The sequence below is a fragment of the Geomicrobium halophilum genome, from assembly GCF_014207655.1.
Classification (GTDB): Bacteria; Bacillota; Bacilli; order Bacillales; family Marinococcaceae; genus Geomicrobium; species Geomicrobium halophilum.
Genome location: NZ_JACHHJ010000001.1, coordinates 903,784 through 930,019, shown reverse-complemented (window position 1 = coordinate 930,019; position 26,236 = coordinate 903,784). Strand labels below are relative to the sequence as shown.

The window sequence follows — 26,236 nt, the reverse complement described above, 5'->3', positions numbered from 1 at the left end:
AAATGTATGCAAACAAAGACAAGTTATGCAGGGATTCCTAAAACAAAACCATTCCCTTTACAATAAAAAGGGAATGGAACACTTCTTATCCTTTCGGTTTAAAAATCAAGGCAGCAATAAATGAGAAAATAATCGCAGAAGAAATCCCTGAACTCGTCACTTCAAAGATCCCGGTAATCACGCCAATAAGTCCAGAATTGTCAGCTTCGGTTAATGCGCCATGAACGAGGGAGCTCCCAAAATTCGTGATTGGTACAGTAGCACCGGCACCTGCAAAGTCGATTAATCGTTCATAGATGCCCAGGCCATCCAGAATCGCACCCGAAACCACAAAAGCAGCCAATGTATGAGCGGGAGTGAGCTTTAAACCGTCCATAAGCAGCTGTCCAATGGCACAAATCAATCCACCAACGACGAAAGCCCAGAAGAATATCATGATAATCCTCCCTTCGTTTCTAAGGTGACAGCATGTGCTATACAAGGAATGGATTCTTGTTGTTGGTAGGTAAGCGGAGATAATAGTGCACCCGTAGCAACAGCCAATACACGCTGCAGGCGACCGTTTTTTAGATCATTTAACACCTTTCCGAACACAACAGCAGCTGAACAACCTGTGCCGCTCGCACCTGACATTGCTTCTGGAGCATCATCATAAATAAGCAATCCACAATCTTGAAATTTCGCCTCAGGCATAGGATGTTCCTTTTGCCGAAACCATTCTAGTGCTAGCGAACGTCCTAAATTCCCAAGGTCTCCCGTTATTATCAAATCATAATCTCTTTCATCAACTTGAAAATCATTAAAGTGAGCAAGAATAGTATCGACGGCTGCAGGTGCCATAGCACCGCCCATATTGTAAGGATCCTTAATTCCATGATCAACGACTTTCCCGATAGTTGATTTCGTAACGACAACGTCAGAACCATTGGGAGCAACTAGGGCTGCACCTCCTGCAGTCACTGTTCGCTGTGCGGTCGGTGGTCGTTGGGCTCCATATTCGACAGGATACCTGAATTGTTTTTCAATCGCTGCATAATGGCTTGCCGTACCTGCCAAAACGAGTGGAGCTCCCTGATCCACTGCCTGGGCAGCAAGAGACAAAGCTTCCATTGACGTGGAACAAGCACCAAACAATCCATAATAAGGAGCGTTTATCGTCCGTGCGGCGAAGCTTGTCCCAGTATCTTGGTTAATCAGGTCGCCTCCAAACAGAAAGGAAACATCAGTCGTGGATTTTCCAGCTTTTTGCAGGGCTTGTTGACATGCTTCTTCCATTAAAACTTTCTGAGCTTTTTCAAACGTATTCTCGCCGATATACAGATCATCATACACTTTATCAAAAGTATCCCGTAAAGGACCCTTTGCTTCAAACGGACCTGTCACTACACCCGAAGAAAGAATGCAAGGGTAAGTGGGATATGCCCAACTTTGCTGCCCGGTAAACATTACATTCCCTCCCACTGTTGCGTGACAATTGCGTAGATAATCCCAATGACAAAAGCAGCAACCGTCCCAAAAACAATAACAGACCCTGCCAGCTTAAACATATTCCCTCCAACCCCAAGGACATATCCTTCAGATCGATATTCAATTGCCGTTGCAGACATCGCATTTGCAAACCCGGTCACCGGGACAATCGTTCCTCCGCCTGAAAACTGGGAAAACTTGTCGTAAACTCCGAAACCTGTTAACAGTACTGCAATAAAAATGAGAGTTGCAACGGTAGGATCCGCTACCGTATGTTCATTGAAATTGAAAGTCATCATATAAAACATTTGAATCAGTTGCCCAATTACGCATATAAACCCCCCGACAAGGAAGGCTTTTAGGCAATTCATCCCCAGAGGTCGCTTAGGCTCCATGCGATTTGCTATCTGTTTATATTCTTCGGTTTCCATACTCGTTTTCGATGTAGAATTCGCCATCTTTCTCCTATCCTTTCATCATAAGTTCTTCTATTTTTTCCAAACGACGGTCTAATTCTTCGCCATTGACCATTCCCGCCTTAATATCATCTGTTAACCTTTCCAACTCCATATTCACTTTTTGATCTGTTGCAAAGTGAATGACGACATCATCCGGCATGGTTTCGCTTAAATAATTTCGCCCCTCTTCACGGAACCCTTTCAAATTCCAACGCGTACGATGTTTAACTTCCGGTGATACATACACATGATTATCAAGAGAAACGGCCTCAACATCAGTAACTTGTTCCATTTCAGTGGCGTGCTTTTTGGCTTCGTCAGCCAACGCTTGTTCTTGTTTGGGATCATTTTGCGCGTACTTTGACGTTTCTTGGATCTCATTTGGAGCCTCGCCCGAATGATGGGGTACTTCACGTTTTTTTTCCTCGGGTTCTTCTCCAACAGCTGATCCGCAAGCAGATAAGAGAACCAGCATCAAACATAAACATTTTATGACCTTTGAAAATTGACCACTCACCATATCATCTTTCTTCCTTTCCCAAACATATCGTACTGTTAGTATGATCTGTGCGCAGGTACACATGCAGATTTATCATTAGAAAAACTTGGTTCTTACCGCTCAGCAACGTTCTCTCCCTGGTAGAATTGGAAATCATAAACATAAAAAAACTGTTCCCAAAACTGGAAACAGTTTTTTACCCTTTTAAGCCGGGCTCCACTTCACTTGTCTTGCTACGTCTAACCGACGCTGTACGGCCGGCCAGTTGACGACCTCCCACCAATTTTTTACATATTCAGCTTTTTCTGTTTTGTACTGCAAATAATATGCGTGCTCCCAAATATCAAGCACAAGCAACGGAATAACGTCCCATTGAGTCAAGTAATGATGAAGTTCAGCAGTTAATATTTCCAAACGATGGGCACGCGGTGACCAAACGAGAATCACCCAACCAGGTGTAGATAATTTTTCAGCGGCAGCTGTAAAATGAGCGCGAAACCGTTGATAGCTACCAAAATCCCGCTCAATCATGGAGAGAAGATCACCTTTCGGTGTCCCACCTCCACGAGGATCCATAATGTTCCAGAAAATAGTGTGTAAATAATGTCCGGCACCATGAAAGGCAGCTTCCCGTTCCCAATGGGTAATCAGGTCATATTTATTATCCTTGCGTGCTTTTTCCATCTTTACCTCTGCTTTGTTTAATCCTTCGACATAGCCCCGATGGTGGACATCATGGTGTAAATACATGATTTCAGCATCAATATACGGTTCAAGGGCATCATAATCATAAGGAAGTGGGGGCAATTCATGATCTCCAGGTCTCACGGAACCCTTACCTTTACTGGACCGGTCCGAAAACTCATCGGCTAATTCATCAACCATCTGTACAATTTGGTCAGTCTCAGATTCAGTAAAACGATCCATTTCCGTGCGAAGCGTTGAGATTTTCTCTTCGATCTTGGATGGATCAAGGGAACGGTCTGCTTCAGGCTGTTGCATATACGTTTCCACTTCGTCCAACCAGCTTGTCACTTTATCTTTATATTCTTCCCAATTGATCAGTGTTCACTCCTTTTCCCTCAAAAATAAAACGCACTCACTGATCATTTATATGGAAAGATTGATTGTCCTCATGACCTTTTCGTGCTATTCATAAATTTTATTCATGTTGTTCTCGATAGCTCGACATAAATAGGTCCATTTGTTCGGTTTGCTCATTATCATTTATCGTAGGTAAATCATCAAGGGAGCTCAGATTAAACACATCCAAAAATCGCGGTGTCGTTTTGTATAAAATGGCTCGTCCCACTCCCTTCGCTCGACCGCTTTCTTCAACTAAACCTTTTCCAACCAAAGTCGTCATGGCACGATCGACCTTAACTCCCCTAATTTCCTCTACATCTAAACGCGTGACAGGTTGTTCATAAGCGACAATAGCCAATGTCTCCAACGCCGCTTGCGAAAGGGTACCACGCTGCGGAGGAGAAGCATATCGTTCTACATACTCCGAAAATTCTGCTCTCGTGACCATTTTGAAGCTTTCTCCAAATTGCTGAACGGAGAGGGCGCGCCCCTCTTCTTCATATTGAGAGGCAATCCTCTCTAGCTCGGTGATAACTCTGGATTTATCAATTCCTACGGCTTCAGCAGCCCGACGGACTTCCAATCCTTCATCTCCACTTACATACAATAACGTTTCAAGAATGAGATCGATATCTTCATTCATACTCCACATCCCCTCGTGGTTCAATATAGATATCTGCGAAGTTTTTCTCTTGCTTACAGATCACAGATCCATCCTTTACTAATTGTAATAGCGCCATGAAAGTTGTTACTTGTTCATTGATTTGTCCTTTTTTATATAACTCTAAAAAAGGAACAGCTTGTTTTCTTTCTAATACAAGCGTTGTAATAGTTTCCATTTTACTCTCAACCGTCCATCGTTGTGTTTCTACTGTCGCTGTATGCGGTCTTTCGAAACGAAGACGTTGGTATACATGCTGATACGCCTGTAACAGATCCGACAAGGAAGCTTCTATATCCGTTGTGTGCTCCATATTTTCCTTGCTTTCAGTATTGATTCGACTCGGTGGTTTCGTAAAGAGATGACTCCGTTTTACGTGCCTCTCCCTTAATTCTGAGGCGATCTCCTTGTACTGAAGATAAGTTTCAAGCTGAGCGACCAACTCTTCACGTGGATCTTCCTCTCCCCAATCTTCAAGTTCCCAATCCTCATCAGCCCAAACATCTTGCTTTGGCAGCAACATCTGGCTTTTAATGGCTAAAAGTGTCGAAGCCATAACAAGATATTCGCTGGCGACATCCAATTCTAACTCTTGCATCGTATGTATATAGGTCATATATTGCTCAGTAATTTTTGCAACAGGAATATCATAAATGTCAACCTCTGCTTGCTGGATGAGATGTAAAAGTAAATCCAGAGGACCTTCAAAGCTATCCAGCTTTACACTGTACCGTTCCACTTGCAAAATGAGCATCCTCCAATTATATCCATTTTTTCTATGAGAAGTCGTTCAAAAAAGCCCAAGATAACTTCCTCTTACGCAGCGACTAGTTCTAAGCTTAAGTCTCTCGATCTACCGAATGTATTATAACATGAAAACGAGAAAAAAAAGCACTAGACAACGATAGCTAGCGCTTAATACTTCTACATTCCATTTTCTTTATTCAAACGTTTACAACTTTGCAGAAAGCCTAGGGTTTCACTTGAACCTCTTAATGTTTTACCTTGTCTTTCTTCCACTGTCGACACCATCGTTGATCCGATTCCTTCATCTCGGTAAGAAGGGTTCACACAGACGTGCCTCAGGATAAGATCTCCGTCCTGTTCTTGATAACCAAGAACCCCGACAACATCATCTTCTTTTTTCCATAAATAAAGTTTCATCGTTTCATCGTTTTCATATTGCTGTATCGTTTCTTGTAACATTTTAACATCTTTAAGGTTCGGCATATACGACAGTAAGCCCATTGCGATTTTTTTATAGGCTGGCTTGTATTTCATAATCATCTGCCTAGCTCCTCTCTTATACAAGAGATCCTTTTGAATGATTTCGAAGTGTTCGAAGGCTATACCCATATTATCCCCAAAAAAGTAAATGAGAAACATGCTTGGGCTATATACACGTTCCGCTACCGATTTCTAAGTGTACATTGAATTTGTATAATCATCAAGGCATAAGCAAAGGAGATAATAAAAGAAAAACGGGCTTGGCAGTCAGCCAAGTTTTCTAATGAAATTTTTCATATGTACTTACGATCTATGATATCCTTAATTTAAGTTCAACATTCAAAGGGGCGATGACATGCGATTACATCAATTACCAATTATACAAGCGCCGATGGCTGGTGGTATCTCTACGGTAGAACTAGCAGCAACAGTTACAAATAGCGGCGGAACTGGTTTTATCGCCGGAGGATATAAGAGAGCATCGCAACTTGAAAACGAAATCACAAAACTTCAGGAATTAAATATTGAACATTTTGGTGTAAACCTTTTTGTCCCCTCTAAGCCAACGATGGGCGGCGGAGATCGCAACACTCAATGCCTCCCTTATGTCAAACGTCTTCAGGAAGAAGCTCAACAATGGGGTACAAGTGTCGGAAATCCTTTTTATGACGATGACGATTGGGAGGAAAAATTAACAATCGTTAAAAGAAAAGAAGTACCACTTGTAAGCTTTACTTTCGGCTGCCCTGAAGCGGTTACAATCAGGGAAATACAGCAAAATGGGGCGAAAGTGATCGTTTCCGTTACTACACCGCATGAAGCTCATATCGCCGCAGAAGCTGGGGTAAATATTCTTTGTTTACAGGGCATTGAAGCCGGTGGTCATCGCGCTTCCTTTTCAGATGGAGAAGAGGATTGGCCATTAGATTCCCTGCTTGAGCAGGTGAGTCAACAAACGGCTCTTCCTTTAATCGCATCCGGGGGATTAATGACCCCAGCTGACGTTAAGCGAGTATTGAACAAAGGAGCAATGGCCGCACAACTTGGAACTGCTTTTTTACGCTGCCCGGAAAGCGGGACCTCATCTGCTCATACCTCTATCCTTGCTAGAAAAGACCCACAGCAAGAAACGAGGGTCACCCGCGCTTTCACAGGGAAACGGGCACGCGGGTTGAAGAATCGTTTTATTGAAGCATACGAAGATGCCGCCCCCGCTATTTACCCTGAAGTTCACCACATCACTAAGCCCATTCGAAAAGCAGCAGGGGATCAGAATGACCCTAGTGCCATGTCTCTTTGGGCTGGCAGCGGTTGGAGGAAAACGACCTCCCAGACGGCTTCCGAATTACTCACCTGGTTTAAGGAGGAAATAGTCACCTCAACTCATTAGAGGAAAGAGGAAGATCGTTACGAACAAGATCAGCATAACTTTCCCGTTCAACGACGAGCTGATGCCTTTCATTTTCTACAAATACGACAGGAGGACGGGGTAAACGGTTATAATTGCTCGCCATCGAAAACCCATAGGCTCCTGTTGAATAGACAGCTAAAATATCTCCAGGGCTTACCTCTGGCAAGGGTAAATCATACATGAGCATATCGCCGCTTTCGCAACCTTTACCGGCAATGGCATAAGTCTTTTCTTCTTGTCCTTCTGTACGGTTGGCAAGCTCTGCATCATATACCGCGTTGTATAACGCCGGGCGTATATTATCGGTCATTCCGCCATCGACACTGATATAATGTCTAACTCCTTCAATCTCCTTTTGGGAGCCGATGGTATATAGTGTCGTACCCGCTTCACCTACGAGTGCCCTCCCTGGCTCGATCCAGATTTCCGGGACGGGCATATGATGATTTGTACTCTCGTTACGAACGGCTTTGACGACCGCTTCCACAAACGCTCCTGGTTCCAACGGCCGATCATTGCTCGTATAACGAATGCCGAAGCCGCCTCCCGTATTAACAACTTCGGGTATAAATCCATACACCGTATGCCAGTGACCTAAATATTGATATAGTGTGGCGATGGCTTGAACAAATCCTGTTGTCTCAAAGATTTGAGACCCTATATGACAATGTACCCCAAGAAGATGGAGACCGGAATGGTCAAGGGCCTTTTCTACAGCAGCGTCCGCCTGTCCGCTTTGGAGATCGAACCCAAACTTTGAATCTTCCCCGCCTGTAGAAATATAGGCATGAGTATGAGCTTCCACCCCCGGTGTCACTCGTAATAAAATCCGAGCCTCTACATCCATATTACGAGTTTCTTCTGCAAGAATCTCCATCTCATGGAAATTATCGACGACAAAGCAACCGATACCAGCTATTAACGCCTCATGAATTTCCTGTCGACTTTTATTATTTCCATGAAAATGAACTCTTTCCATTGGAAAACCTGCTTGCTGAGCCGTATAAAGCTCACCGCCGGAAACAACATCGAGACTCAATCCTTCTTCGTGAGCGAGTTGAACCATAGCGATACAGCTAAAAGCTTTACTCGCATAGGCAACTTGATATTCAGTACCCGCTTCTTCGAATGCCTGTTTAAACGAACGTGCTTTATCCCTAATCTGCGAGACATCATACGCATACAGCGGTGTCCCGTAGTGTTCGGTTAACGTTACAGCATTTATGTTGCCAATCATTAATTGTCCTTGTTCATTTCTTTTTTTCATCGTTACTATCATGGACATGTCTCACTCCTCCACGTTCATGCCCATTATTGTATCATTGATCATGTATAAACAGAAGGCTTAGGCTTTTTATATCTCTTAAAAAATGGGCTGAAATTATGATTTGGACTGTCTAACAGGATCTTTGGGGTCAACGATTCTTGGCCGTAAGCGCATGTTCGGTACACCTACACGTGCAAGTATTTGCCACATCCCTTTCGGATCGAAAGGAAGAAACGGCCACAGGTATGGCTTATTCAAAGGTTTCATTTGTGCCATCAGAATGATCACAATCGTAATGGCGATAACATATCCATAGGACATAAATAGGCCAGTAGCAAGAATAAACAGGATCCTCACCATTTTTAAGGCAACACCCATTTCGTGACTTGGCGAGGCAAATATCCCAACAGCCCCTAAGGCCACATAAAGGATGACTTCTGCGGTAAGAAGTCCGACATCAATCGCAATCTCACCGACCAGCAATGCCGCAACAAACCCAAGTGCAGTTCCGAGGGGTGCCGAAGTGTGAATCGCCGCCATTCTGATTAATTCAACACCGAATTCTCCAATAAGCATCTGCGCGAATATCGGCACATTTGAATCATCCGAAGGACCCACGTAATCAATCACTTCCGGAATCATATCCGGTTGTAAGACGAGTAAAAGCCAAAGCGGTACGATAAAAATCGCCGCTAACAAGCCAATGAAACGAATCCAACGTAAAAAGGTTCCTACAGCTGTCGACTGCCGAAATTCCTCCGCATGTTGAACATGGTGAAAAAATGTTGTCGGTAAAATAATGACCGTTGGCGAAGTATCTACCATCACAAGAACATGGCCTTCTAATAAGTGAGTGGCTGCTACATCCGGTCGTTCCGTGTAACGGACAAGCGGGAAGGGGTTCCAACCTTGATTCACGATATATTCTTCTACGACTTTGTCGGCCATGGTTAAGCTGTCCACTTTAATATTCTCAAGCTCTTTTTTAATGACCGCTACCAAATCTGGATCTGTAATACCATTAACATATGATATAACGATATCGGTGTGCGAGCGCTCGCCTATTTGTATAATTTCATTTCTTAAATGCTCATCACGGACACGTCTGCGTGTTAAACCGGCATTTTCAATAATATTCTCTGTATAGCCGTCCCGCGAACCACGTGTAACCCTTTCGGTATCCGGTTCTTGCGGCTCCCGCCCGGGGTATTGGCGAACGTCAACGATAAAGGCTTCGCTTTCGCCATCGATCAATACAAAGATCAGTCCAGATAACAAGTGAAAGATACAATCATCTACCTTATCTGTTTGATCCACTTGAATATGAGCAAGATGGTTTTTCACCTGATCATCCAGAGAATACCTTAGAGAATCCGTTTTGGTATCAAATTTTTCAAGAGCCATAAGTTCCCTTAATACTTGAGTAGCGATAACTTCGTCACTTAAACTATTTACAAAATATAATTGCAGCTCTTTCCCAAGTACCCATAATTTTCTTACACCAACATCAAAACTTGCGTCAATATTTAAACGGTCGTTAAATATCTTTTCATTCTTTTTTATACTTCGTGTTAACGTTTTCTCTGAGTGCTCGATCGTTTTTGACATTCGTATCCCCCCGTTTAAGAATCAACTGCAAGGCTGTTTGTGTGACAGGAGAACCTCTTTTAGGATCGTCTCGACCGCCCATTTTTCCTAGGTCACCAATCCCGACGATGTACGGGATTTGTAATTGATCCAGACTATAAACGGTATCTCCATGAATGCGATTTTCTTCAATATCAGGAAACCCTTCTTTATCTACACCCCACTCACTTAAATGTTTGTAGCGATCAATGGAAATATCTACCTTAGTCCAGTCGCCTGAACGCTCGGCTGAAGCAACAGCGAGTGCACCTATGATTTTAATTTCGTGCTCATAGGTCAACCGGATCATGTACTCTTCACCACGTCCTTCATATGGCTGCCCAGCATCGTCAAACAGTATGACCGTCACCTCATATTGACTATTCATTACATTTTCCAGTAATTGATCATATGTACAATCCGTTGGATTTCCGGCCGATTGCAACACACAACCAAGCCCTAACGCCCTTGTCGCAGCTGTAACCGCTTTCACTGCAACTCCATCACCATCTGTTACACAAATGATTCGTTTAACCATCGCGGTCACTCCTCTTCACGAGTGAGAGTGATGCCACGTAATGACTCAAACACTCGATCACTTTTTCAGATTCTTGAGTTCAAAAAAGACGGGAAAAGGGCCGAATTGCATAACCTAGAGTACCGGTTGTGAGTATATGATTCCATCCGTACGGCACGTAGAAAGACCACAGGAAATATCTTTTTTCAACTGACCTCTTTTAGCTTTCCATCCCGGGCTTTTGAACATCCTCTATTATGAGACGGATGAATGGTATTCATGCATTTATTTTAAAAATGACCAGCTTAATTTTCGGTTTTTATGCGAACACATTCGCTTAAGGTTAAATTAGTCTTGTCATCATACTTGGGCGAAAAAAAAGATAGTGGATATTATTCCACCATCTCTTGACGTATTTTATCTAATATTTTCTTTTCCAATCGAGAGACTTGGACTTGAGAGATTCCGAGTCTTTTTGCTACTTCTGACTGTGTTTGGTCACGGTAGTAACGCAGGTATACAATCAGGCGCTCCCTATGTTCAAGATGATGCACAACATCTCTAAGCGCCAGCTCTTCAAACCATTTCGTTTCGTCAGCATCCGAAAGTTGATCCATAAGTGTAATTGGATCACCCTCGTTTTCGTACACCGTTTCGTTCAGTGATGATAACGAGCGCGTAGCTTCGTTAGCGAAAACAACGTCTTCAGGGGTGATTTCTAAAGCTTCAGCTATTTCATGAATCGTTGGCATTCTTCCATTTTTCTTTGTTAGTTCTTCTTTTTCTTTCCGAATCTTATGGTTTAATTCTTTCAAAGATCGGCTGACTTTAACGGTCCCATCATCACGAATGAATCGTTGGATTTCCCCGATGATCATAGGAACTGCATAAGTTGAAAATTTTACTTCATAATTTAAATCAAACTTATCAATCGATTTCATTAAACCGATACAGCCAATCTGGAATAAATCCTCAGCTTCATACCCGCGATTTAGAAAACGTTGAACGACTGACCAAACTAGACGGGTATTGTTTTCGACGAGTTGATCTCTTGATGCTTGACTCCCTTTTTGACTTTCTTCAATCCACTTTCGTATCGTCTGATCGGATGGTTGTTTTCCTTTCCTTATTTTAGTCTCCATAACACCGCCCCTTAATGAGAGACCACTTTATTCTTGGACAGCTGTTTCTTGACATAGACGGTTGTTCCTTTTTGATCTCCAGAAGTGATGGTCAATTCGTCCATGAAATTTTCAATAATGGTAAATCCCATACCAGACCTTTCAAGCTCTGGTTTTGAGGTATACAATGGTTCACGCGCTTGCTCAACATCTCCGATTCCTTTTCCATCATCACGGATGGTAATCGCAACGGTATCGTCTTCAAGCACAACGATGAGCTGTACAGTACCAGCAGGATTTTCATTATAGCCATGGATGATGGCATTCGTAACCGCCTCAGAAACGACCGTTTTAATTTCAGTTAGTTCATCCATCGTTGGGTCAAGCTGTGCAATGAAAGCACCTACGCTTACACGGGCAAACGACTCATTTTGACTAAGTGCTGAAAATTGAATTTGCATTTCGTTTTTCATTTTTATACGGCCTCCCCCAATGTCCGTAATGCATGATCTTCCCCTTCTTCCAGACGCAGAACTTTAAACAATCCCGCCATCTCCAACAGGCGATACACGGAAGAAGAAACCGTACAGATGACCAATTCTCCTCCCCTTGCCTGTAATTTTTTATACCTGCCCAGGATAACCCCGATTCCTGAACTATCCATAAACGTCAAGCCTTCAGCGTTTAGAAGTATATGCTTGATCTGCGGATTTGCTAACGCTTCATCTACCTTGTCTCGTACTGCGCTTGCTGTATGATGATCCAACTCACCCTGTAACCTCACACATAAGACGCTATTCTTCTGCTCAGTCTCCACATGAAAACTCATGTACATTCCTCCGTTTCTCCTGCTGGTTGCTTTTCCTCTCTCTAATTAAGCATTCGCTGTGACCGAAACAGATCCTTTGTTCCTGACAAAATAAGTCTTTCTTCTACGAAAGTTTTTACGTTTCGTCACCCGTCGATGGGTGACCCGTACCCGGTTCAATTCCTATAATTCTTAACGTCGACCGTTTGAATAACTCCCACCAGGAAGCACTTTCCACATTTTCCCCGGCGATAATATCTGATTCAGCCACAGGTTCTCCTTCTCGCTGCACCTGGAATTTTCCGATCACTTCCCCTTTTTCAATCGGCGCTTCCAACGTTTCCAGTTCGATATGCTCAGTTACATTATCCGATGACATTTCTTTACTAAGCAGCAAACTGATTTTTTGATCTAAACGTCCTACCACCGAACTATGCGTCCCTTTTTCAACCGGAACCGACGTCACCGCTGCCCCTTCATCGAACATCGGCTCAACCTGATAATTAGCGAAACCATAATTCAAAAGTTCGGCGATGTCTGCATTTCTCTTTTTCGGCGTTTCAGCCCCCATAACAACAGCTACGAGACGCATATCATCCCTTTTAGCAGTGGCTGCTAGTCCATATTTGGATTCATTCGTAAATCCAGTTTTCAAGCCATCAAGTCCATCGAAAAACTTCAACATGCGATTCGTATTGACGAGCCAAAACTCATCATCCGTACCTTGCCGTAAGTAATCTTCTTCAATCCCTGTAAACGTCGTAATTTCTTCATACTTTAAAAGTTCCTGCGACATAACGGCAAGATCATGAGCACTTGATTCATGCCCATCTACAGGTAGACCATTTGAGTTATAAAATGTCGTGTCATCAAGCCCAAGCTCCTCAGCCTTTCCATTCATTCGTTCAACAAAGGCATCCTCAGACCCAGCCATATGTTCAGCCATAGCAACTGAAGCATCATTTCCAGAAGCAACCGCAATAGCCTTCAACATATCCCGAACTGACATTTCTTCTCCGGTTTCCAGAAAAATCTGCGATCCTCCCATAGAAGCTGCTCGTTCACTTGTTGTTACCATTTCATCCAGGGTTAGATCATCACTTGCCAAGTCCTCCATAATTAACAACATCGTCATGATTTTCGTCATCGAAGCTGGAGGTAACGATTCGTGCTCATCTTTAGAAAAAAGCACTTGCCCCGTATCCACTTCCATTAAAATTGCAGAACCCGTTTCCTCAGCCATTTCCCTCGAGTCTTCGTTTTCTTCTCCAAGAGCCAGTTGTGGTGAGAGTAAAAGAATCGATGAAAGCATAATCGCTCCAGCTTTTTTGTTCATGATTCATAGCCTCCATTTTTTCTTTTAGTCTCACCATCTTTTTTTCTATTTATACCTTTTCATCTATGACGAAAAACGCTAGTTACCGCAAAGAATTGTTTTTTGGGCGAATGGAACTAAATCGTTCGTGAATTGGTAAGCCAAGAGGACCCAGCTTTTCCCTTCCTCCTTAACCACACTTTTTCTAGGCTCCTCCAAGTTCATCCTATAGAGGATATTCAATCAAAAAGCCCGGGAAAAATAGCTTTGAATTTCTGCGTTAGCTTGCTTCTGTGCTCCTCTCGCGCCAAAAACGTGTCCTCGGAAAAGAAACCCACTTTTCAAATGTTTTCGTGGTGCAAGTATGATGCTCGAGATGGATTTCCTTGCATTCAGAGCAAGAAAATCTAAGGTTCACCATTTTGGCCATTTTTCTACTTTTGAAACGATCACTTATAGGATTAGAAAACTCGAAACCTATGGCGGCTTCGAGTTTTTTCTATTACTCCATCTCTGAAAAAATTAACGGGCGAGGTTCCGCGCTCCACTCGCTAATTTCATAACTATCACGAACAAATTGAACAAGTTCCTCTACTGATTCCTCGTTCGCATGAAGAACAGCAATCGGATCTCCCTTTTGAACTTGTTCCCCTACCTTGCGGTAGAGTTCAATGCCTACATGATAGTCGATGTCATCATCTTTTGTCATTCTGCCTGCACCTAATCTGCCGGCTGCCTGGCCGATGTTAGCAGCATGAATATGGGTCACATATCCTGATTTCGTGGCCTTCACAGGAATTTGGAAGGAGGCCTGTCCAAGACGCTCAGGTTGATCAACCAAAGCAGGATCCCCACCTTGGCGTTCTACAAAATCACGGAACACTTTCAGCGCTCTTCCATCTTGAAGATAAGTTCGAGCAAGTGCTTCTCCAGCAGAGACATCCTCAACCTTGCCACCCAAAACGAGCATGTGAGCGGCTAGACGTACACTGAGTTCTCGTACATCTTCTGGGCCTTCTCCCCGTAACACGTCGATGGCTTCTTGTACTTCAAGCGAATTTCCAACCTTGTTTCCCAGGGGTTGGTCCATATCGGATAGCACCGCTACCGTTTGACGCCCGAGCGATTTTCCGATGTCCACCATTGTTGTCGCCAATTCCTTGGCAGAATCAAGGTCAGTCATGAATGCGCCGCTTCCGATCTTGACATCAAGCACAATGGCATCTGCGCCGGCTGCGATTTTCTTACTCATCACTGAACTGGCGATCAGAGGCATGGAGTCTACCGTTGCCGTTACGTCGCGAAGCGCATAAAGTTTCTTATCAGCAGGAGTAAGGTTCCCCGTTTGCCCGGCGATTGCGATTTTATAATCATTCACAAGCTGTAAAAAATGATCTTGATCTAGTTCGGTTTGAAACCCTGGAAAAGCCTCCAGCTTATCTATGGTGCCACCGGTATGGCCCAATCCTCTTCCCGACATTTTAGCAACGGGAACGCCCGCCGCAGCGACGAGAGGCGAAAGAATAAACGTGGTTTTATCCCCAACACCTCCCGTGGAGTGCTTATCAACTTTCGTCCCAGAAATGGCAGATAAATCAAGCTGGTCTCCGGAGGCGGCCATCGCCTTTGTTAAAGCAGAACTTTCCTCTTTATGCATCCCTTGAAAATAGATGGCCATTGCAAGCGCCGAGGCCTGGTAATCAGGAATGTTTCCGTCGGTATATTCACGTACAAAAGTTTCAATATCTTCGATATCTACTTTTTCTCCATCTCTTTTTTGTGCAATCAAGTCTACCATTCTCATCGATGTGAAACCCCTTCTGGTAATTCTCCTAAAATATGTCTCACGTAATTGATAAACTTCGGCTTTGTCTTGGCAGCCGTTTCCATGACTTCCTCATGACTGACGCCGCTATGATCATCTGCTACTGCCATATCAGTGATACAAGATATTCCAAGAACCTGAATTTCAGCATGACGAGCGACGATAACTTCAGGAACCGTGGACATCCCTACTACATCCCCCCCGAGGTTCCTCAACATCGAAAGTTCAGCCGTCGTCATGAAACTGGGGCCGGAAATTCCCGTATATACTCCTTCATGGACGGTTACATCTTCTTTTTGTGCAATTGTTTTTGCTAAATGTATCAACGACTGCGAATACGCCTGGCTCATATCAGGAAAACGCGTCCCTAACTCATGATCATTCGGACCAATTAACGGATTTGTACCTGTGATATTTATATGATCCGTAATAAGCATCAAATCCCCAGGACGAAACGATGGATTCATCCCCCCGCAAGCATTCGTCACGATGAGCGTATGTACACCTAGCTCTTTCATCACACGTACCGGAAAGGTTACTTCCTGGGCACTGTATCCTTCATAAAAATGAAAACGTCCTTGCATGGCAACGACATTTCTTCCTTCCAGTTCACCGATGACAAGCCGGCCAGCATGCCCTTCCACTGTTGATGTCGGGAAGCTGGGGATTTTCTCGTAATCAATGCGAACCGCAGGCTCAACCTCATCAGCAAGGTCGCCGAGGCCAGAGCCAAGAATTAAACCAACATCCACTTGTTGATTGCTCAATTGTTTTAAGATATAGTCGGCTGCTTCTTTGATCTGTACACGTGTCGTCATCACTGGTGGTCTCCTTTCCCAATCCTTTCGATGGTACGTTTCACGAGTTCCAGAAAACGAACCTTGACTTTTTCGGTCGTCTCAATGACTTCTTCGTGGCTTAGCGGCTGATCCAGAATCCCAGCAGCTGCATTTGAGATACAGGAGATCCCAAGCACTCGGGCCCCAGCATGACGGGCGGCAAGAACTTCTGGTACCGTGGACATCCCAACAGCGTCGGCACCAAGGGTACGAAACATCCTCACTTCAGCAGGCGTCTCGTACGTAGGTCCGGTTGTTGCTGCATATACACCATGTTGTAACTCAAATCCCATCGCTTCTGCTTCTTCATGAGCAATACTTGCTAACTTTTCATCATAAGCCGTTGACATGTCTGGAAAGCGAGGGCCAACTTCTTCATCATTCGGTCCAATTAACGGATGATCCCCCATTTGATTTAAATGATCACGAATCAACATTAAATCTCCCGGTGAAAAATCCTTGTGAATGCCTCCTGCGGCATTGCTCACAATGAGCGTCTCTATACCCATGGCACACATTACCCGTACGGGCAAGACAACTTTCCACATCGGGTAACCTTCGTAATAATGAAAACGCCCCTTCATAGCGATCACCGGAACCCCTTGCAAATGACCGATGACAAATTCCCCGGCATGCCCAGCAACAGTCGAAGTGGGAAAGTCTTTAATATCTTTGTACGGGATCGTTGCCTGTGCATCCATCTCATCTGCAAGGCCACCTAGACCTGAACCGAGAATGATCGCCACTTTTGGTTTAATGGTTGTCTTTTTTTGAATATGGTCAACGGCGTTTTTTATCTTTTCATTCATCGTGATCTCCCCTTTTTTCCACTAACGTCGATAAAAAGCTTTTACCATGAAGAGGGTTGCTCACACCGAAATTGTCTGCAATCGTTGCGCCGACATCTGCAAACGTATCTCTAGTACCAAGCGTTTCACCCGGGGTTTTTGCCTTTGTATAGACAAGTAAAGGAACTTGTTCACGAGTGTGATCTGTACCGGTATGAGTGGGATCATTGCCGTGATCGGCTGTAATGATAAGTAAATCATCGTCACGCAATTCATCGAGCAGTTCCGGCAGGCGTTCATCGAATGCTTCTATCGCTTTTCCATAACCAACAGGGTCACGGCGATGCCCAAATTTAGCATCAAAATCTACGAGATTAAGAAATGATAATCCTTGGAACTCCCGTCGAACCGATTGTAATAGCTTGTCCATACCGTCCATATTCGATTCCGTTCTTACCGATTCCGTAACCCCTTCACCATCAAAAATATCATCAATTTTACCGATGGCCTCCGATGTTAATCCCGCGTCCTCTAATGCATTCATCACTGTCTCAGCAAATGGTTTTAGCGCATAGTCGTGACGATTGGAAGTACGCTCGAATGAACCGGGCCCCCCTATAAATGGACGGGCAATCACTCTCCCTAACATGTAGGGGTCTTCATACGTGAGCGCACGCGCTTTCTCACAAATGCTGTACAATTCATTCACAGAAACCACATCTTCATGGGCAGCAATTTGCAAAACCGAGTCCGCGGATGTATATACGATGATCGCGCCTTTTTCCATCTGTTCTGCCCCAAGCTCATCAATAATAGCTGTGCCTGATGCAACTATATTTCCGATGGTAGGTCGGCCTGTTTCTTTTTCCAGCTGTTCGATTAAATCCATTGGGAACCCGTCCGGAAACGTTCGAAACGGCGCATCAACATAGAGGCCCATAAGCTCCCAGTGACCGGTCATCGTGTCCTTACTTTTGGATTTCTCGTTCATTTTTCCGTAAAAAGCAAGCGGTTCAGCATTTTCTGTGATACCAGGTGCTTGCTTGATATTGCCCATCCCCAACCGATTAAGGTGTGGAATGTGCAACCCGTTATTGTAATGGGCAATCGAACCGAGCGTATCCGTTCCTTCATCACCATATTCATGAGCATCTATCGCTTCTCCAATGCCAACGGAATCCATTACGATCAAAAAAATACGGGGAAAATGATAATCAGTCATAATAAAATTAAGCCACCTTTCCTGTTCTAAAACGAGTCGAGTCGAGTCTTCAAAGAGCAAAGTCTCCGGGCAACCGGATTGTTACTTCATAAGCAGCGAACTCCTCATGAAGAAAAAGTGTTAACCTGATCGTTTAGAACATCCTCTTCATTATGCACGTGGGTGATACGTGTGATACACGTGCTTGAGATGACGCCTCGAAATATGAGTATATATTTGGGTCGTCGTAATATCGGCATGACCTAGCATTTCTTGAACAACACGAAGATCGGCACCATTTTCCACTAAATGAGTGGCAAACGAATGCCTAAGTGTGTGGGGCGTAACCGATTTGCGAATGCCCGCTTCTTCGACATTCTTTTTGAGAACTTTCCAGAATCCTTGCCGACTCAGTTGCTTCCCTAACCGATTGACGAACAGAATATCATGCGATTGTTTTTTCATCAGTTTGGGGCGTGCTTGTGATCGGTAGATATTCAGAGCACTAATCGCTTTCGACCCAAGCGGGATAATCCGTTCTTTATCCCCTTTTCCAATACAGCGGACAAAGCCCATTTCCAGATGAGCATCATCAAGGGTTAGTTCACACAATTCGGATACACGTAAGCCTGTGCCATACATAAGTTCGAACATGGCTGTATCTCTAAGGGCGTAAACATCATTTCCTTTTTCTGCCGCCTGAAGCAATGTTTCTACTTCATCAATCGATAAAACAATAGGCAATTTTCTTTTTGATTTAGGGGTTTCAATCAGATCAGCCGGATCATGAACAACAGTTTGTTCCCGTAATAAAAATTGGTGGAAGATGCGAATCGCAGAAGTCACACGTGCCAGTGTTGCCTCAGATCTTCCTTCATCTTTAAGCTCGTACAAATAATTTAAAATATGATGGCGTCTAACAACATCCCATCCGCCAATATTTTCTTTTTTTACAAGATAATTTGTGTATCCGTATAGATCTCTTCGGTATGATTCCAACGTATTGTCTGAAAACCCTCTTTCCACGAGTCCATAATGAAGGAAATCATCAATATGTACCGTCAGCTTATTCACTGCCGGTTACTCTCCTTGTTGCCATAGGTACCATAATCGATCTCGAAAGGAGAATTCTGAATCACTTTCTTGATCGAACACTTTAATCGCGTTCCCCTCCGGCTCTTCAAATCTTTCATCTCCTTGATATTCATCTATTATAAATAGAATACCATAGTAAAAGAGTCCAGTGCAGCAAGCAAACACTAAAAAAATTTTTAAACCGTTCCAACATGCACTCAACGCAGCCCGCATTGTTTTCCCTCCCGATTTCAGGCTTTCTTTTACTAACAGGATATGCCCAAATCTCTGCAGGTTATACATGCAGGTTATCGTGATTTAATGACGGTATACTCATGAGCAACAAGTGGAGGTTCATGTGCGAATACACGACTTTTTTGCCATTCCTCTTAGCCGATGGCAAAAAAAATCCCTCTCAGCTTATCACTGACAGAGATTTAGGGATGAGCGGCCTTTAGTGTTGGGGCTTCATCAGATGCTTCATGTTCTGTTTGGCAATTGACACAGACGCCGTGAAAGGTGAGGCGGTGATCTTTGATTTTAAATGCCCAGTCACGTTCGACTTTCTTTTCTACATCTCCAAGTAAATCTTCTTCAATCTCCGATACAGAACCACAATGAATACAGACGAGATGGTGATGAGAATGATCCGCTCCTTCTTTTCGAAGGTCATAACGTGAAACGCCATCACCAAAATTAATTTTATCTACAATTTCCAATTCGTTTAGCAGCTCTAATGTACGGTAAACCGTCGCAAGTCCAATCTCTGGGGCTTTTTCTTTCACTAATAAGTATACGTCTTCTGCACTCAAATGATCCTCTTCGTTTTCCAACAGGACTTCAACAGTCGCTTCCCGTTGCGGAGTCAATTTATAACTTTGGGCATGTAATTCCTTCTTAATCTGATCCATGCGTTCTTTCATGCGTCCCGCCCTCCTTTAATATGAGGCATAAATGTATTATAAAATCCGCGCGAAAAGCTGTCAATAATCATTATCGTTATTAGGTGATAATAATTTTAATTTGAGAATGGGGATCAGTCATTCACATGTGCCAATCAACCACCAATTCCAATAGAACCGGAGAGATAAACGCTTCAATGATGGCAGCAAGGGCAACAACCATCAACGCAACCACCATAAACAAACATATACGAATAAAGACTGGAAATATCGGTTCCATTTGACCAACTTTTATAAATTGCTGACGGATTAATCGCAATGAGAACGCAACAGAGAGGACAGAAACGATAAGCAATATCGGTACGATGAGCAAATTTTGCGGAAGGACCGATACAAGCGATAATGAAAATCCGGGTACACCCATTTGATTGACGAGAAAACCGACGGTAAATCCAATTGCAAGCCCCTTTAGAAATAGCAATAGTAAAATCACCGGCGAACCAATAACAGAAAGGCCAAGAATAAACATAAGGGCCATATATTTCGCATAATAACTAAAGCTCTGCCAAAACAGATCACTTCCGCTCGTGAGCTGCCCTTGCCCTACTTGTCCAAAAAATTGCTGAAGGTAGACGAACAAATCTTCTTTTTGTGAGAGGCTTAAGCTGTTCACGACAATAGCACCGAAAATAATTCCTGTAAAAAACAGAACGGTCGAGAATATATATAATGAACGAAATTCTGCTACATGCAAATAGACTTGACGTTCTAAAAATGGTTTCAACTTCACAACGAGTTCCTCCCTGCGCTTGTCCTGATAGTCCAACGTATGAGAGAGAAACTCCTGATATGCTCATTTACTAGATTCAGCTATTTGCACGGGCAAGCAATGTCTGAACTGCAAAAGCCGTTTTCGCATCACGAAACGATTGCTTATTCAGGCCGGCGCGTATTTCTTCTAACGTCCACTCTTCTACTGTTAAAAATTCGTCTGCTTCCGTTTGCGGAACGCCTACTTGTAAGTCGCTTGCGATGTAGATAGAGATCAATTCATTGGCAAAACCAGGTGAAGTATAAAGTTGTGCGATTTCTTCTAAGTGTCCTGCTGTATAGCCTGTCTCCTCCTTTAATTCACGAACGGCTGTACTTATTGCTTCCTCACCTGCTTCGCGCTTTCCTGCTGGTATTTCCAATAAAAATTCTTCCGTCGCTTTACGAAACTGGCGGACAAGCGGAATTTTCCCATCATCTGTCATACCGACAACTGCAACCGCACCGGGATGTTTTACCACTTCGCGCTTACTTGCATTTCCATCCGGCAGTTCGACTTCATGCAGTTCTACATTAAAGATCTTCCCATCATAGATCGTTTGTTTTGAAAGCGTAGGTTCATGATTGACGGCCATAGACAGGTCCTCCTTTTTCATATTCAAAAACGATTGCAAAAACGATTGCAGGTATAAAAGGATCCACATACACATAGAACTGTAGCACATCGAGAAAAGGAGTGCATATTTACTATGAAAATATATCGATCCCCGGACAAATTAGTGATTCAGGGCAAGGCGTGGGAGGTTATGCACATGTTAAAATTTTATCGCAAACATTACCCAACTTTACAGGCGTTGACCGATGACACCAATCATAAGAAGGGCTGAATTCTCTCTTCCACCATATCTCTTGTTACTTCACCAACGATCGTATCAACGATAATACCTTCTTCATTAATGAAATATGTCGTCGGCAGCCCTTCATCTAGATAGACATCCGCCGCTTCTCCTTCTTCATCAAATAAAATGGGCATAGAAACCGGATGGTCACCTAAAAATTCCACCGCTTCATCAGGAGTGCGCTCGTATGACGTCATATTCACGGCTATCACTTGCATGCCTTCGTCTTGATAATCTTGATGCACTTCATCCAGCATCGGGAATTCCCGTATACAAGGTTCGCACCATGAGGCCCATAGATTCATAATCACAAAGTCTCCACGCTGATCACTAAGACTCATACTTTCGCCTTCTGCCCGCATCAATTCAATATCTGGAGCCTCCTCTCCCTGGTTGACACCAACAGGAGGAGAAGATACAGTTTGATAGACGATACTTCCAATGACAGTCACCGCGACCAAAATGACGATAGCACTTATCACTTTGCGAACCATCTTTTTACCACCCCAAACAGATCAGTTTTTGCATTTAGGAAGGAGCTTTTACGTTTATGAATATCTTCGAAGCAATTATCTTCGGGATCGTACAAGGGTTAAGCGAATTTTTACCGATTTCCAGCACCGCCCATATTGTTATTTTGCAGTGGCTTTTTGGCACCGATTTCGAAGGGCTTACCTTTGAAATTATTTTACACGTCGCCTCTGTACTCGCGGTGATTCTTTATTTTCGTCACGATGTGTATGCAATTATACGCGGAATGTTCCGTTTTCTCGTACATAAAGATACAGGTGAGCGCGCTGCCTTTTTATTCGGTCTTTACTTAATCGTTGCGACTGCGATTACAGGTGCACTTGGAATCCTTGTAGAAGGACATGCAGAGTATTTTCTATCATCACCTATTGTCATCGGGGGTGCCTTACTTTTAACCGGATTGTTCTTATTAATTATCGAACGCATCAACTACCAATATACCCGCTCAGCAAACGAAATGACTATGCTTGATGCTTTCGTCGTCGGGCTCGCTCAGACACTTGCAGTCATACCGGGGGCTTCGCGTTCTGGTACAACGTTAATCACAGCGCTCGCGATTGGGATTGAGCGTAAAACCGCCGTTCGTTTTTCCTTTTTGTTGTCCATTCCAGTGATTGCAGGTTCATCGCTCTTAGCCATCGGCGACATTGCCCAAGGTGGATTTGCGGAAGGAAATGTTGCTGCTCTGATTCTATCGTTTATCGTTACGTTCATATTCTCGATTATCGGGATTCGCTGGCTTATTCAATGGCTGGAAAAAAGCAAACTTTATTATTTCGCCATTTATTGCTTTATCCTCGGATTTATTGTCATCTTTTTCCTTGATCCAGCTGTTGTATAACCATGTTCACCTCCCCTACTCTAAAGGGGCTAACAAACATTGTCAAAACTCTTAAGTAAAAGAGTTTGTTATTAAATTCCTCTTTCTGCAGTTCGCAGGCGCAAGTGCTCATGATCAGTTCATGGGCACACTCTTTTCCTCAGATTCTTCTTTCATTTTTATTTCTGCTGCAATCGTTTCAGCCGCTACTAGATGGCTTTTCCCATCAATCGTAGAGAGTTCGTCCAGCTGCTTTGGCTCCAAAAAGATCACCACTGAGATAGGGCTTATTCCTTTGTCACGGATCTTATCCAAGTCTGCCGTTATCAGCCGGTCCCCAACTTTTACAGTGTCACCTTCCGCAACGTGAATGAGAAACCCTTCCCCTTGCATATAAACGGTATCCAAACCAACATGGATAAGCACCTCTAACCCTTCCTTGGTTTGGATGATCACAGCATGTTTCGTAGGAAATACGCTTGTAATCGTCCCTTTAACAGGGGAAACAAAATTCCCATCTTTTGGATCTATGGCAAATCCAGGACCTAGTTTTTCATGTGAAATCGCAGAATTGTTTACATCAGCCAACTCAATAAATGACCCGTTGGCAATGGCTAGTACGTCAATATATCCACTGCGTTCAAATAGTTTTGATAGAATTCTTTTGATCAATGCGTTCACCCTTTCGTGTTATATTCGAAGATATGGGTTTTCAATTCGTTCAACATCGGTTATAATTTTTCAATATTCGACACTCGTATAATCGCAAGGATTGGCTTGCAAGTTTCTACCGGAGAACCGTAATTTTCCGACTACGAGTGAATGTCAGCGTCAAGTTATGGAGCGACGTCTGTTATTCACTCTACGTGAATGGCAGACGTTTTTTATTTTACAAGGAGGCAATGATGGAACAGTTAAAAGCAAAAATGCGCGCGGAAGGCAGCGTGATTGATACCCATGTACTGAAAGTAGACACCTTTTTAAACCATCAGGTAGATCCAATATTTATGCTTTCGATGGCTGAGGAATGGAAACGGCGCTTAGGTGATGAAAAAATCACCAAAATCGTCACCTTGGAATCTTCCGGAATTGCTCCGGCATTAATACTTGCCCAACTATACGGGGTCGAAATGATCTTTGCCCGCAAGAAAAAATCCATTACGATGGACGATTCAATTTATACCGCTGACGTCTATTCGTATACGAAAAAGTTGAGCCATACGATTACGATCTCCAAAAGCTTCCTAACTGAACAGGATCATGTCTTGATCATTGATGACTTTCTTGCGAATGGCGAGGCAGCACTCGGGCTTTGTGACGTTATAGAACAGAGTGGTGCAACGATTGCAGCGATCGGCATTGTCATTGAAAAATCTTTTCAACCGGGTCGACAAAAATTATTGGAAAAAAATTATCGTGTTGAATCACTCGCTCGTATTGCATCTTTGAACAATGGCGAAATTACGTTTATTGAGGAAAAAACATAATTATGGCTGCTGCAAGTACCTCATACCCCCTATATAAAAAAGAGGATACAGATGCGTTTTTTACCCTTTTCCAAAATAACCTCGCGAACTTTGTAATTATATCGGCCACGATGCTTAGCCTTGGCTTCCCCGCATCTCTAGTGTTCGGCAAAGTGATTCCAGGTGCCGCTGTTGCTGTCATGGCCGGAAATCTTTATTATGCTTTTCAAGCAAAACGATTGGCAGCCAAAGAAGGACGTACCGACGTGACTGCTTTAGCTTATGGGATTAGCACACCTGTCATGTTTGTGTTTCTATTTGGTGTGTTGGCGCCTGCGTTACAAATCACAGGTGATCCAATACTCGCCTTTCAAGTCGGACTAGCTGCTTGTTTTTTAAGCGGGTTAATTGAAGTTCTCGTTTCCTTTAGCGGGAACTGGATCACCCATCATTTACCGCGGGCCGCAATGCTAGGTGCCTTAGCAGGCGTTGGATTAACGTTTATTGCAGGCGAGATGTTATTTGAAATTTTTGCTGTTCCAAGCGTTGGACTTGTCGCTTTAATGATCATTCTGCTTGGTACATTAGGGAAAATGGCAATGCCGTTTAGGATTCCTGCTTCATTGCTTGCGATTATCATCGGGACCGCCCTCGCGTTTGTCATCGGTGAGGTGCAAATCTCAAGCTTCAACGAAGCCTTGCAACAAATAGGTTTTTATCCTTTTCTTCCCAGCCTAGAAGTTTTTAGTGGATTTTCATATCTTTTCGGAACGTTTGTTGCTTTATTAGCCGTCATTTTACCTATTACGCTATATAACGCTATTGAAACGATGAACAATGTCTCAGCAATGGCTGCTGAAGGTGATGATTATGATGTTCGTGAATGCCAAGCCGTTGACGGAACCGGGACGATCCTTGGTACATTGTTTGGCGGTCTCTTCCCTACAACGGTTTATGTCGCCTCCATCGGGGCAAAATGGATGGGTGCCGGCAGAGGTTACAGCTTATTGAATGGTATGGTATTCACTACCGCTGCATTATTCGGCTTGGTCGGATCCTTAGCAACGATCATTCCTACAGCTGCTGTCGCTCCAACACTCGTATTTGCCGGTCTATCGTTGTTGGCCACCGCTTTTCATTCAAATGAGAAAAAATACTATCCTGCGGTTGCCATCGCATTATTGCCTTACGTGGCTAATTACATGTTGACTCAATTTGAAGGAGAAGGGACTCACCTGCTTAACGACGTCTCATCTGGTCTCATCCCGCTCGGAGAAGGTGCCATGTTTACCGGAATTATTCTCGGGGCACTTACTGTCTTCATCATTGACCACAAGTTCGGCTACGCTGCCATTTATGCAGGGATCGGTATGCTTCTCTCCTTTTTCGGCTTTACCCATGCTCCTGAATTAGGGGTAAACGCAGCACCATCTTTCACATTTGCCTACTTACTCCTAACTCTATTATTCGGGTATTACGCGCTTTATGCAAGAATGACGCTCAAACAGACAAACGCGCCAGCGGGAGAGTCGAGCCGCTGACGCGTTATAAGACTTTTGTCTTGGCTGAAGTTCAGGTTTATTCTCCTGAACTTCTTCTTTTTTCTTACCTATTTTAACGTTTGCGTTAGCTGCATTCCTCACTTCCCCAGGTTCTT

31 protein-coding genes and 1 riboswitch are annotated in these 26,236 nt (G+C 43.6%); of the genes, 5 read left to right on the top strand and 26 right to left on the bottom strand.

Features of this window, described 5'->3' with window-relative positions; all coding sequences use genetic code 11:
* Positions 1–85 precede the first annotated feature (85 nt).
* The 8 genes from spoVAE to HNR44_RS04605 all read right to left on the bottom strand — a co-directional run bounded on the left by spoVAE (position 86) and on the right by HNR44_RS04605 (position 5,458).
* Entirely contained in the window at positions 86–436 is a 351-nt protein-coding gene (spoVAE, locus tag HNR44_RS04640; protein ID WP_184402921.1) for a stage V sporulation protein AE, read from the bottom strand.
* The gene (gene spoVAD / locus HNR44_RS04635; RefSeq protein WP_184402920.1) at positions 433–1,446 is read right to left on the bottom strand and encodes a stage V sporulation protein AD; all 1,014 of its coding nucleotides are present in this window, start codon (positions 1,444–1,446) and stop codon (positions 433–435) included. Before spoVAD ends, spoVAE begins: the two co-directional genes overlap by 4 nt.
* On the bottom strand, positions 1,446–1,925 hold the full coding sequence (spoVAC, locus tag HNR44_RS04630; protein WP_184402919.1) for a stage V sporulation protein AC: 480 nt from the start codon (positions 1,923–1,925) through the stop codon (positions 1,446–1,448). The genes spoVAD and spoVAC overlap by 1 nt, the downstream gene beginning before the upstream one ends.
* A 7-nt stretch (positions 1,926–1,932) precedes the next feature.
* Positions 1,933–2,445: a YhcN/YlaJ family sporulation lipoprotein gene (locus HNR44_RS04625; RefSeq protein WP_184402918.1), complete on the bottom strand. Its 513-nt coding sequence runs from the start codon at positions 2,443–2,445 to the stop codon at positions 1,933–1,935.
* Between the two features lie 183 nt (positions 2,446–2,628).
* A complete protein-coding gene (locus tag HNR44_RS04620) occupies positions 2,629–3,426 on the bottom strand; it encodes a superoxide dismutase (protein WP_184403557.1) in 798 nt (265 codons plus the stop codon).
* A 160-nt stretch (positions 3,427–3,586) separates the two neighbouring features.
* Positions 3,587–4,153 (bottom strand): SMC-Scp complex subunit ScpB, encoded by a 567-nt coding sequence (gene scpB / locus HNR44_RS04615; RefSeq protein WP_184402917.1) that lies wholly within the window; start codon positions 4,151–4,153, stop codon positions 3,587–3,589.
* The gene (locus HNR44_RS04610; RefSeq protein ID WP_184403556.1) at positions 4,146–4,910 is read right to left on the bottom strand and encodes a segregation/condensation protein A; all 765 of its coding nucleotides are present in this window, start codon (positions 4,908–4,910) and stop codon (positions 4,146–4,148) included. The genes scpB and HNR44_RS04610 overlap by 8 nt, the downstream gene beginning before the upstream one ends.
* Positions 4,911–5,095: 185 nt before the next feature.
* Positions 5,096–5,458, bottom strand: coding sequence for a GNAT family N-acetyltransferase (locus HNR44_RS04605; protein WP_184402916.1), 363 nt, complete (start codon positions 5,456–5,458; stop codon positions 5,096–5,098).
* Between the two features lie 295 nt (positions 5,459–5,753).
* Here HNR44_RS04605 and HNR44_RS04600 point away from each other — a divergent pair, with 295 nt between their 5' ends.
* Positions 5,754–6,788, top strand: coding sequence for an NAD(P)H-dependent flavin oxidoreductase (locus tag HNR44_RS04600; protein ID WP_184402915.1), 1,035 nt, complete (start codon positions 5,754–5,756; stop codon positions 6,786–6,788).
* Here HNR44_RS04600 and lysA read toward each other — a convergent pair.
* The 16 genes from lysA to HNR44_RS04520 form a co-directional block, all read right to left on the bottom strand.
* Complete coding sequence (gene lysA / locus HNR44_RS04595) at positions 6,772–8,088, bottom strand: diaminopimelate decarboxylase (protein WP_184403555.1); 1,317 nt, start codon at positions 8,086–8,088, stop codon at positions 6,772–6,774. The two genes, HNR44_RS04600 and lysA, sit on opposite strands and share 17 nt — an antisense overlap.
* A 102-nt stretch (positions 8,089–8,190) precedes the next feature.
* On the bottom strand, positions 8,191–9,684 hold the full coding sequence (locus HNR44_RS04590) for a spore germination protein (protein WP_184402914.1): 1,494 nt from the start codon (positions 9,682–9,684) through the stop codon (positions 8,191–8,193).
* Positions 9,626–10,240, bottom strand: a complete 615-nt coding sequence (spoVAEA, locus tag HNR44_RS04585; RefSeq protein WP_184402913.1) for a stage V sporulation protein SpoVABEA — start codon at positions 10,238–10,240, stop codon at positions 9,626–9,628. Before spoVAEA ends, HNR44_RS04590 begins: the two co-directional genes overlap by 59 nt.
* A 371-nt stretch (positions 10,241–10,611) precedes the next feature.
* Positions 10,612–11,361, bottom strand: a complete 750-nt coding sequence (gene sigF / locus HNR44_RS04580) for an RNA polymerase sporulation sigma factor SigF (RefSeq protein ID WP_184402912.1) — start codon at positions 11,359–11,361, stop codon at positions 10,612–10,614.
* 11 nt (positions 11,362–11,372) lie between these two features.
* Entirely contained in the window at positions 11,373–11,813 is a 441-nt protein-coding gene (gene spoIIAB / locus HNR44_RS04575; RefSeq protein ID WP_184402911.1) for an anti-sigma F factor, read from the bottom strand.
* A gap of 2 nt (positions 11,814–11,815) precedes the next feature.
* Entirely contained in the window at positions 11,816–12,169 is a 354-nt protein-coding gene (gene spoIIAA, locus HNR44_RS04570; protein ID WP_184402910.1) for an anti-sigma F factor antagonist, read from the bottom strand.
* Between the two features lie 115 nt (positions 12,170–12,284).
* Positions 12,285–13,484 carry a D-alanyl-D-alanine carboxypeptidase family protein gene (locus HNR44_RS04565; RefSeq protein ID WP_184402909.1) on the bottom strand — a complete coding sequence of 400 codons (1,200 nt, stop codon included), beginning with the start codon at positions 13,482–13,484 and terminating at the stop codon, positions 12,285–12,287.
* A gap of 481 nt (positions 13,485–13,965) precedes the next feature.
* A complete protein-coding gene (locus tag HNR44_RS04560) occupies positions 13,966–15,267 on the bottom strand; it encodes a pyrimidine-nucleoside phosphorylase (protein ID WP_184402908.1) in 1,302 nt (433 codons plus the stop codon).
* Positions 15,264–16,106: a purine-nucleoside phosphorylase gene (locus HNR44_RS04555; protein ID WP_184402907.1), complete on the bottom strand. Its 843-nt coding sequence runs from the start codon at positions 16,104–16,106 to the stop codon at positions 15,264–15,266. Before HNR44_RS04555 ends, HNR44_RS04560 begins: the two co-directional genes overlap by 4 nt.
* On the bottom strand, positions 16,106–16,936 hold the full coding sequence (locus HNR44_RS04550) for a purine-nucleoside phosphorylase (protein ID WP_184402906.1): 831 nt from the start codon (positions 16,934–16,936) through the stop codon (positions 16,106–16,108). Before HNR44_RS04550 ends, HNR44_RS04555 begins: the two co-directional genes overlap by 1 nt.
* Positions 16,929–18,137, bottom strand: coding sequence for a phosphopentomutase (deoB, locus tag HNR44_RS04545; protein WP_184402905.1), 1,209 nt, complete (start codon positions 18,135–18,137; stop codon positions 16,929–16,931). Before deoB ends, HNR44_RS04550 begins: the two co-directional genes overlap by 8 nt.
* A 150-nt stretch (positions 18,138–18,287) precedes the next feature.
* Positions 18,288–19,181 (bottom strand): site-specific tyrosine recombinase XerD, encoded by an 894-nt coding sequence (xerD, locus tag HNR44_RS04540; RefSeq protein ID WP_184403554.1) that lies wholly within the window; start codon positions 19,179–19,181, stop codon positions 18,288–18,290.
* 15 nt (positions 19,182–19,196) lie between these two features.
* Complete coding sequence (locus HNR44_RS04535; RefSeq protein WP_184402904.1) at positions 19,197–19,424, bottom strand: DUF4227 family protein; 228 nt, start codon at positions 19,422–19,424, stop codon at positions 19,197–19,199.
* A 203-nt stretch (positions 19,425–19,627) separates the two neighbouring features.
* On the bottom strand, positions 19,628–20,113 hold the full coding sequence (fur, locus tag HNR44_RS04530; RefSeq protein WP_184402903.1) for a ferric iron uptake transcriptional regulator: 486 nt from the start codon (positions 20,111–20,113) through the stop codon (positions 19,628–19,630).
* A gap of 121 nt (positions 20,114–20,234) precedes the next feature.
* Entirely contained in the window at positions 20,235–20,882 is a 648-nt protein-coding gene (gene spoIIM, locus HNR44_RS04525; protein WP_184402902.1) for a stage II sporulation protein M, read from the bottom strand.
* A gap of 76 nt (positions 20,883–20,958) precedes the next feature.
* Complete coding sequence (locus HNR44_RS04520; RefSeq protein ID WP_184402901.1) at positions 20,959–21,498, bottom strand: NUDIX hydrolase; 540 nt, start codon at positions 21,496–21,498, stop codon at positions 20,959–20,961.
* A gap of 114 nt (positions 21,499–21,612) precedes the next feature.
* On the opposite strand from HNR44_RS04520, the gene mciZ reads away from it, so the two are divergent.
* Complete coding sequence (mciZ, locus tag HNR44_RS18010; RefSeq protein WP_184402900.1) at positions 21,613–21,750, top strand: Z-ring formation inhibitor MciZ; 138 nt, start codon at positions 21,613–21,615, stop codon at positions 21,748–21,750.
* Here mciZ and HNR44_RS04510 read toward each other — a convergent pair.
* A complete protein-coding gene (locus HNR44_RS04510; protein ID WP_184402899.1) occupies positions 21,735–22,256 on the bottom strand; it encodes a TlpA family protein disulfide reductase in 522 nt (173 codons plus the stop codon). The genes mciZ and HNR44_RS04510 overlap by 16 nt on opposite strands.
* 56 nt (positions 22,257–22,312) lie before the next feature.
* Here HNR44_RS04510 and HNR44_RS04505 point away from each other — a divergent pair, with 56 nt between their 5' ends.
* Complete coding sequence (locus HNR44_RS04505; protein WP_184402898.1) at positions 22,313–23,134, top strand: undecaprenyl-diphosphate phosphatase; 822 nt, start codon at positions 22,313–22,315, stop codon at positions 23,132–23,134.
* Between the two features lie 114 nt (positions 23,135–23,248).
* Here HNR44_RS04505 and HNR44_RS04500 read toward each other — a convergent pair whose 3' ends face one another.
* Positions 23,249–23,785: a PTS sugar transporter subunit IIA gene (locus HNR44_RS04500; RefSeq protein ID WP_184402897.1), complete on the bottom strand. Its 537-nt coding sequence runs from the start codon at positions 23,783–23,785 to the stop codon at positions 23,249–23,251.
* Positions 23,786–23,848: 63 nt separating this feature from the next.
* A riboswitch (purine riboswitch) is annotated at positions 23,849–23,948 on the top strand.
* 70 nt (positions 23,949–24,018) lie between these two features.
* Here HNR44_RS04500 and HNR44_RS04495 point away from each other — a divergent pair.
* Together HNR44_RS04495 and HNR44_RS04490 are read left to right on the top strand one after the other, a co-directional pair.
* Positions 24,019–24,600, top strand: a complete 582-nt coding sequence (locus HNR44_RS04495; RefSeq protein ID WP_184403553.1) for a xanthine phosphoribosyltransferase — start codon at positions 24,019–24,021, stop codon at positions 24,598–24,600.
* A 2-nt stretch (positions 24,601–24,602) separates the two neighbouring features.
* The gene (locus tag HNR44_RS04490) at positions 24,603–26,120 is read left to right on the top strand and encodes a SulP family inorganic anion transporter (RefSeq protein WP_184402896.1); all 1,518 of its coding nucleotides are present in this window, start codon (positions 24,603–24,605) and stop codon (positions 26,118–26,120) included.
* Positions 26,121–26,236 lie beyond the last annotated feature (116 nt).

What these genes read in the sequence shown, in the direction of transcription:
- HNR44_RS04490 (WP_184402896.1), top strand. Translation starts at nt 24,603, where the DNA reads ATGGCTGCTGCAAGTACCTCATACCCCCTATATAAAAAAGAGGATACA.
- HNR44_RS04600 (WP_184402915.1), top strand. Translation starts at nt 5,754, where the DNA reads ATGCGATTACATCAATTACCAATTATACAAGCGCCGATGGCTGGTGGT.
- HNR44_RS04510 (WP_184402899.1), bottom strand. Translation starts at nt 22,256, where the DNA reads ATGGTTCGCAAAGTGATAAGTGCTATCGTCATTTTGGTCGCGGTGACT.
- HNR44_RS04505 (WP_184402898.1), top strand. Translation starts at nt 22,313, where the DNA reads ATGAATATCTTCGAAGCAATTATCTTCGGGATCGTACAAGGGTTAAGC.
- HNR44_RS04625 (WP_184402918.1), bottom strand. Translation starts at nt 2,445, where the DNA reads ATGGTGAGTGGTCAATTTTCAAAGGTCATAAAATGTTTATGTTTGATG.
- HNR44_RS04535 (WP_184402904.1), bottom strand. Translation starts at nt 19,424, where the DNA reads ATGCGGGCTGCGTTGAGTGCATGTTGGAACGGTTTAAAAATTTTTTTA.
- HNR44_RS04550 (WP_184402906.1), bottom strand. Translation starts at nt 16,936, where the DNA reads ATGAATGAAAAGATAAAAAACGCCGTTGACCATATTCAAAAAAAGACA.
- HNR44_RS04620 (WP_184403557.1), bottom strand. Translation starts at nt 3,426, where the DNA reads ATGCAACAGCCTGAAGCAGACCGTTCCCTTGATCCATCCAAGATCGAA.
- spoVAE (WP_184402921.1), bottom strand. Translation starts at nt 436, where the DNA reads ATGATATTCTTCTGGGCTTTCGTCGTTGGTGGATTGATTTGTGCCATT.
- sigF (WP_184402912.1), bottom strand. Translation starts at nt 11,361, where the DNA reads ATGGAGACTAAAATAAGGAAAGGAAAACAACCATCCGATCAGACGATA.
- spoVAD (WP_184402920.1), bottom strand. Translation starts at nt 1,446, where the DNA reads ATGTTTACCGGGCAGCAAAGTTGGGCATATCCCACTTACCCTTGCATT.
- spoIIAB (WP_184402911.1), bottom strand. Translation starts at nt 11,813, where the DNA reads ATGAAAAACGAAATGCAAATTCAATTTTCAGCACTTAGTCAAAATGAG.
- HNR44_RS04555 (WP_184402907.1), bottom strand. Translation starts at nt 16,106, where the DNA reads ATGACGACACGTGTACAGATCAAAGAAGCAGCCGACTATATCTTAAAA.
- mciZ (WP_184402900.1), top strand. Translation starts at nt 21,613, where the DNA reads ATGAAAATATATCGATCCCCGGACAAATTAGTGATTCAGGGCAAGGCG.
- HNR44_RS04590 (WP_184402914.1), bottom strand. Translation starts at nt 9,684, where the DNA reads ATGTCAAAAACGATCGAGCACTCAGAGAAAACGTTAACACGAAGTATA.
- fur (WP_184402903.1), bottom strand. Translation starts at nt 20,113, where the DNA reads ATGAAAGAACGCATGGATCAGATTAAGAAGGAATTACATGCCCAAAGT.
- spoIIAA (WP_184402910.1), bottom strand. Translation starts at nt 12,169, where the DNA reads ATGAGTTTTCATGTGGAGACTGAGCAGAAGAATAGCGTCTTATGTGTG.
- HNR44_RS04605 (WP_184402916.1), bottom strand. Translation starts at nt 5,458, where the DNA reads ATGATTATGAAATACAAGCCAGCCTATAAAAAAATCGCAATGGGCTTA.
- HNR44_RS04560 (WP_184402908.1), bottom strand. Translation starts at nt 15,267, where the DNA reads ATGAGAATGGTAGACTTGATTGCACAAAAAAGAGATGGAGAAAAAGTA.
- spoVAC (WP_184402919.1), bottom strand. Translation starts at nt 1,925, where the DNA reads ATGGCGAATTCTACATCGAAAACGAGTATGGAAACCGAAGAATATAAA.
- HNR44_RS04495 (WP_184403553.1), top strand. Translation starts at nt 24,019, where the DNA reads ATGGAACAGTTAAAAGCAAAAATGCGCGCGGAAGGCAGCGTGATTGAT.
- HNR44_RS04565 (WP_184402909.1), bottom strand. Translation starts at nt 13,484, where the DNA reads ATGAACAAAAAAGCTGGAGCGATTATGCTTTCATCGATTCTTTTACTC.
- deoB (WP_184402905.1), bottom strand. Translation starts at nt 18,137, where the DNA reads ATGACTGATTATCATTTTCCCCGTATTTTTTTGATCGTAATGGATTCC.
- scpB (WP_184402917.1), bottom strand. Translation starts at nt 4,153, where the DNA reads ATGAATGAAGATATCGATCTCATTCTTGAAACGTTATTGTATGTAAGT.
- HNR44_RS04520 (WP_184402901.1), bottom strand. Translation starts at nt 21,498, where the DNA reads ATGGCCGTCAATCATGAACCTACGCTTTCAAAACAAACGATCTATGAT.
- spoVAEA (WP_184402913.1), bottom strand. Translation starts at nt 10,240, where the DNA reads ATGGTTAAACGAATCATTTGTGTAACAGATGGTGATGGAGTTGCAGTG.
- lysA (WP_184403555.1), bottom strand. Translation starts at nt 8,088, where the DNA reads ATGATAGTAACGATGAAAAAAAGAAATGAACAAGGACAATTAATGATT.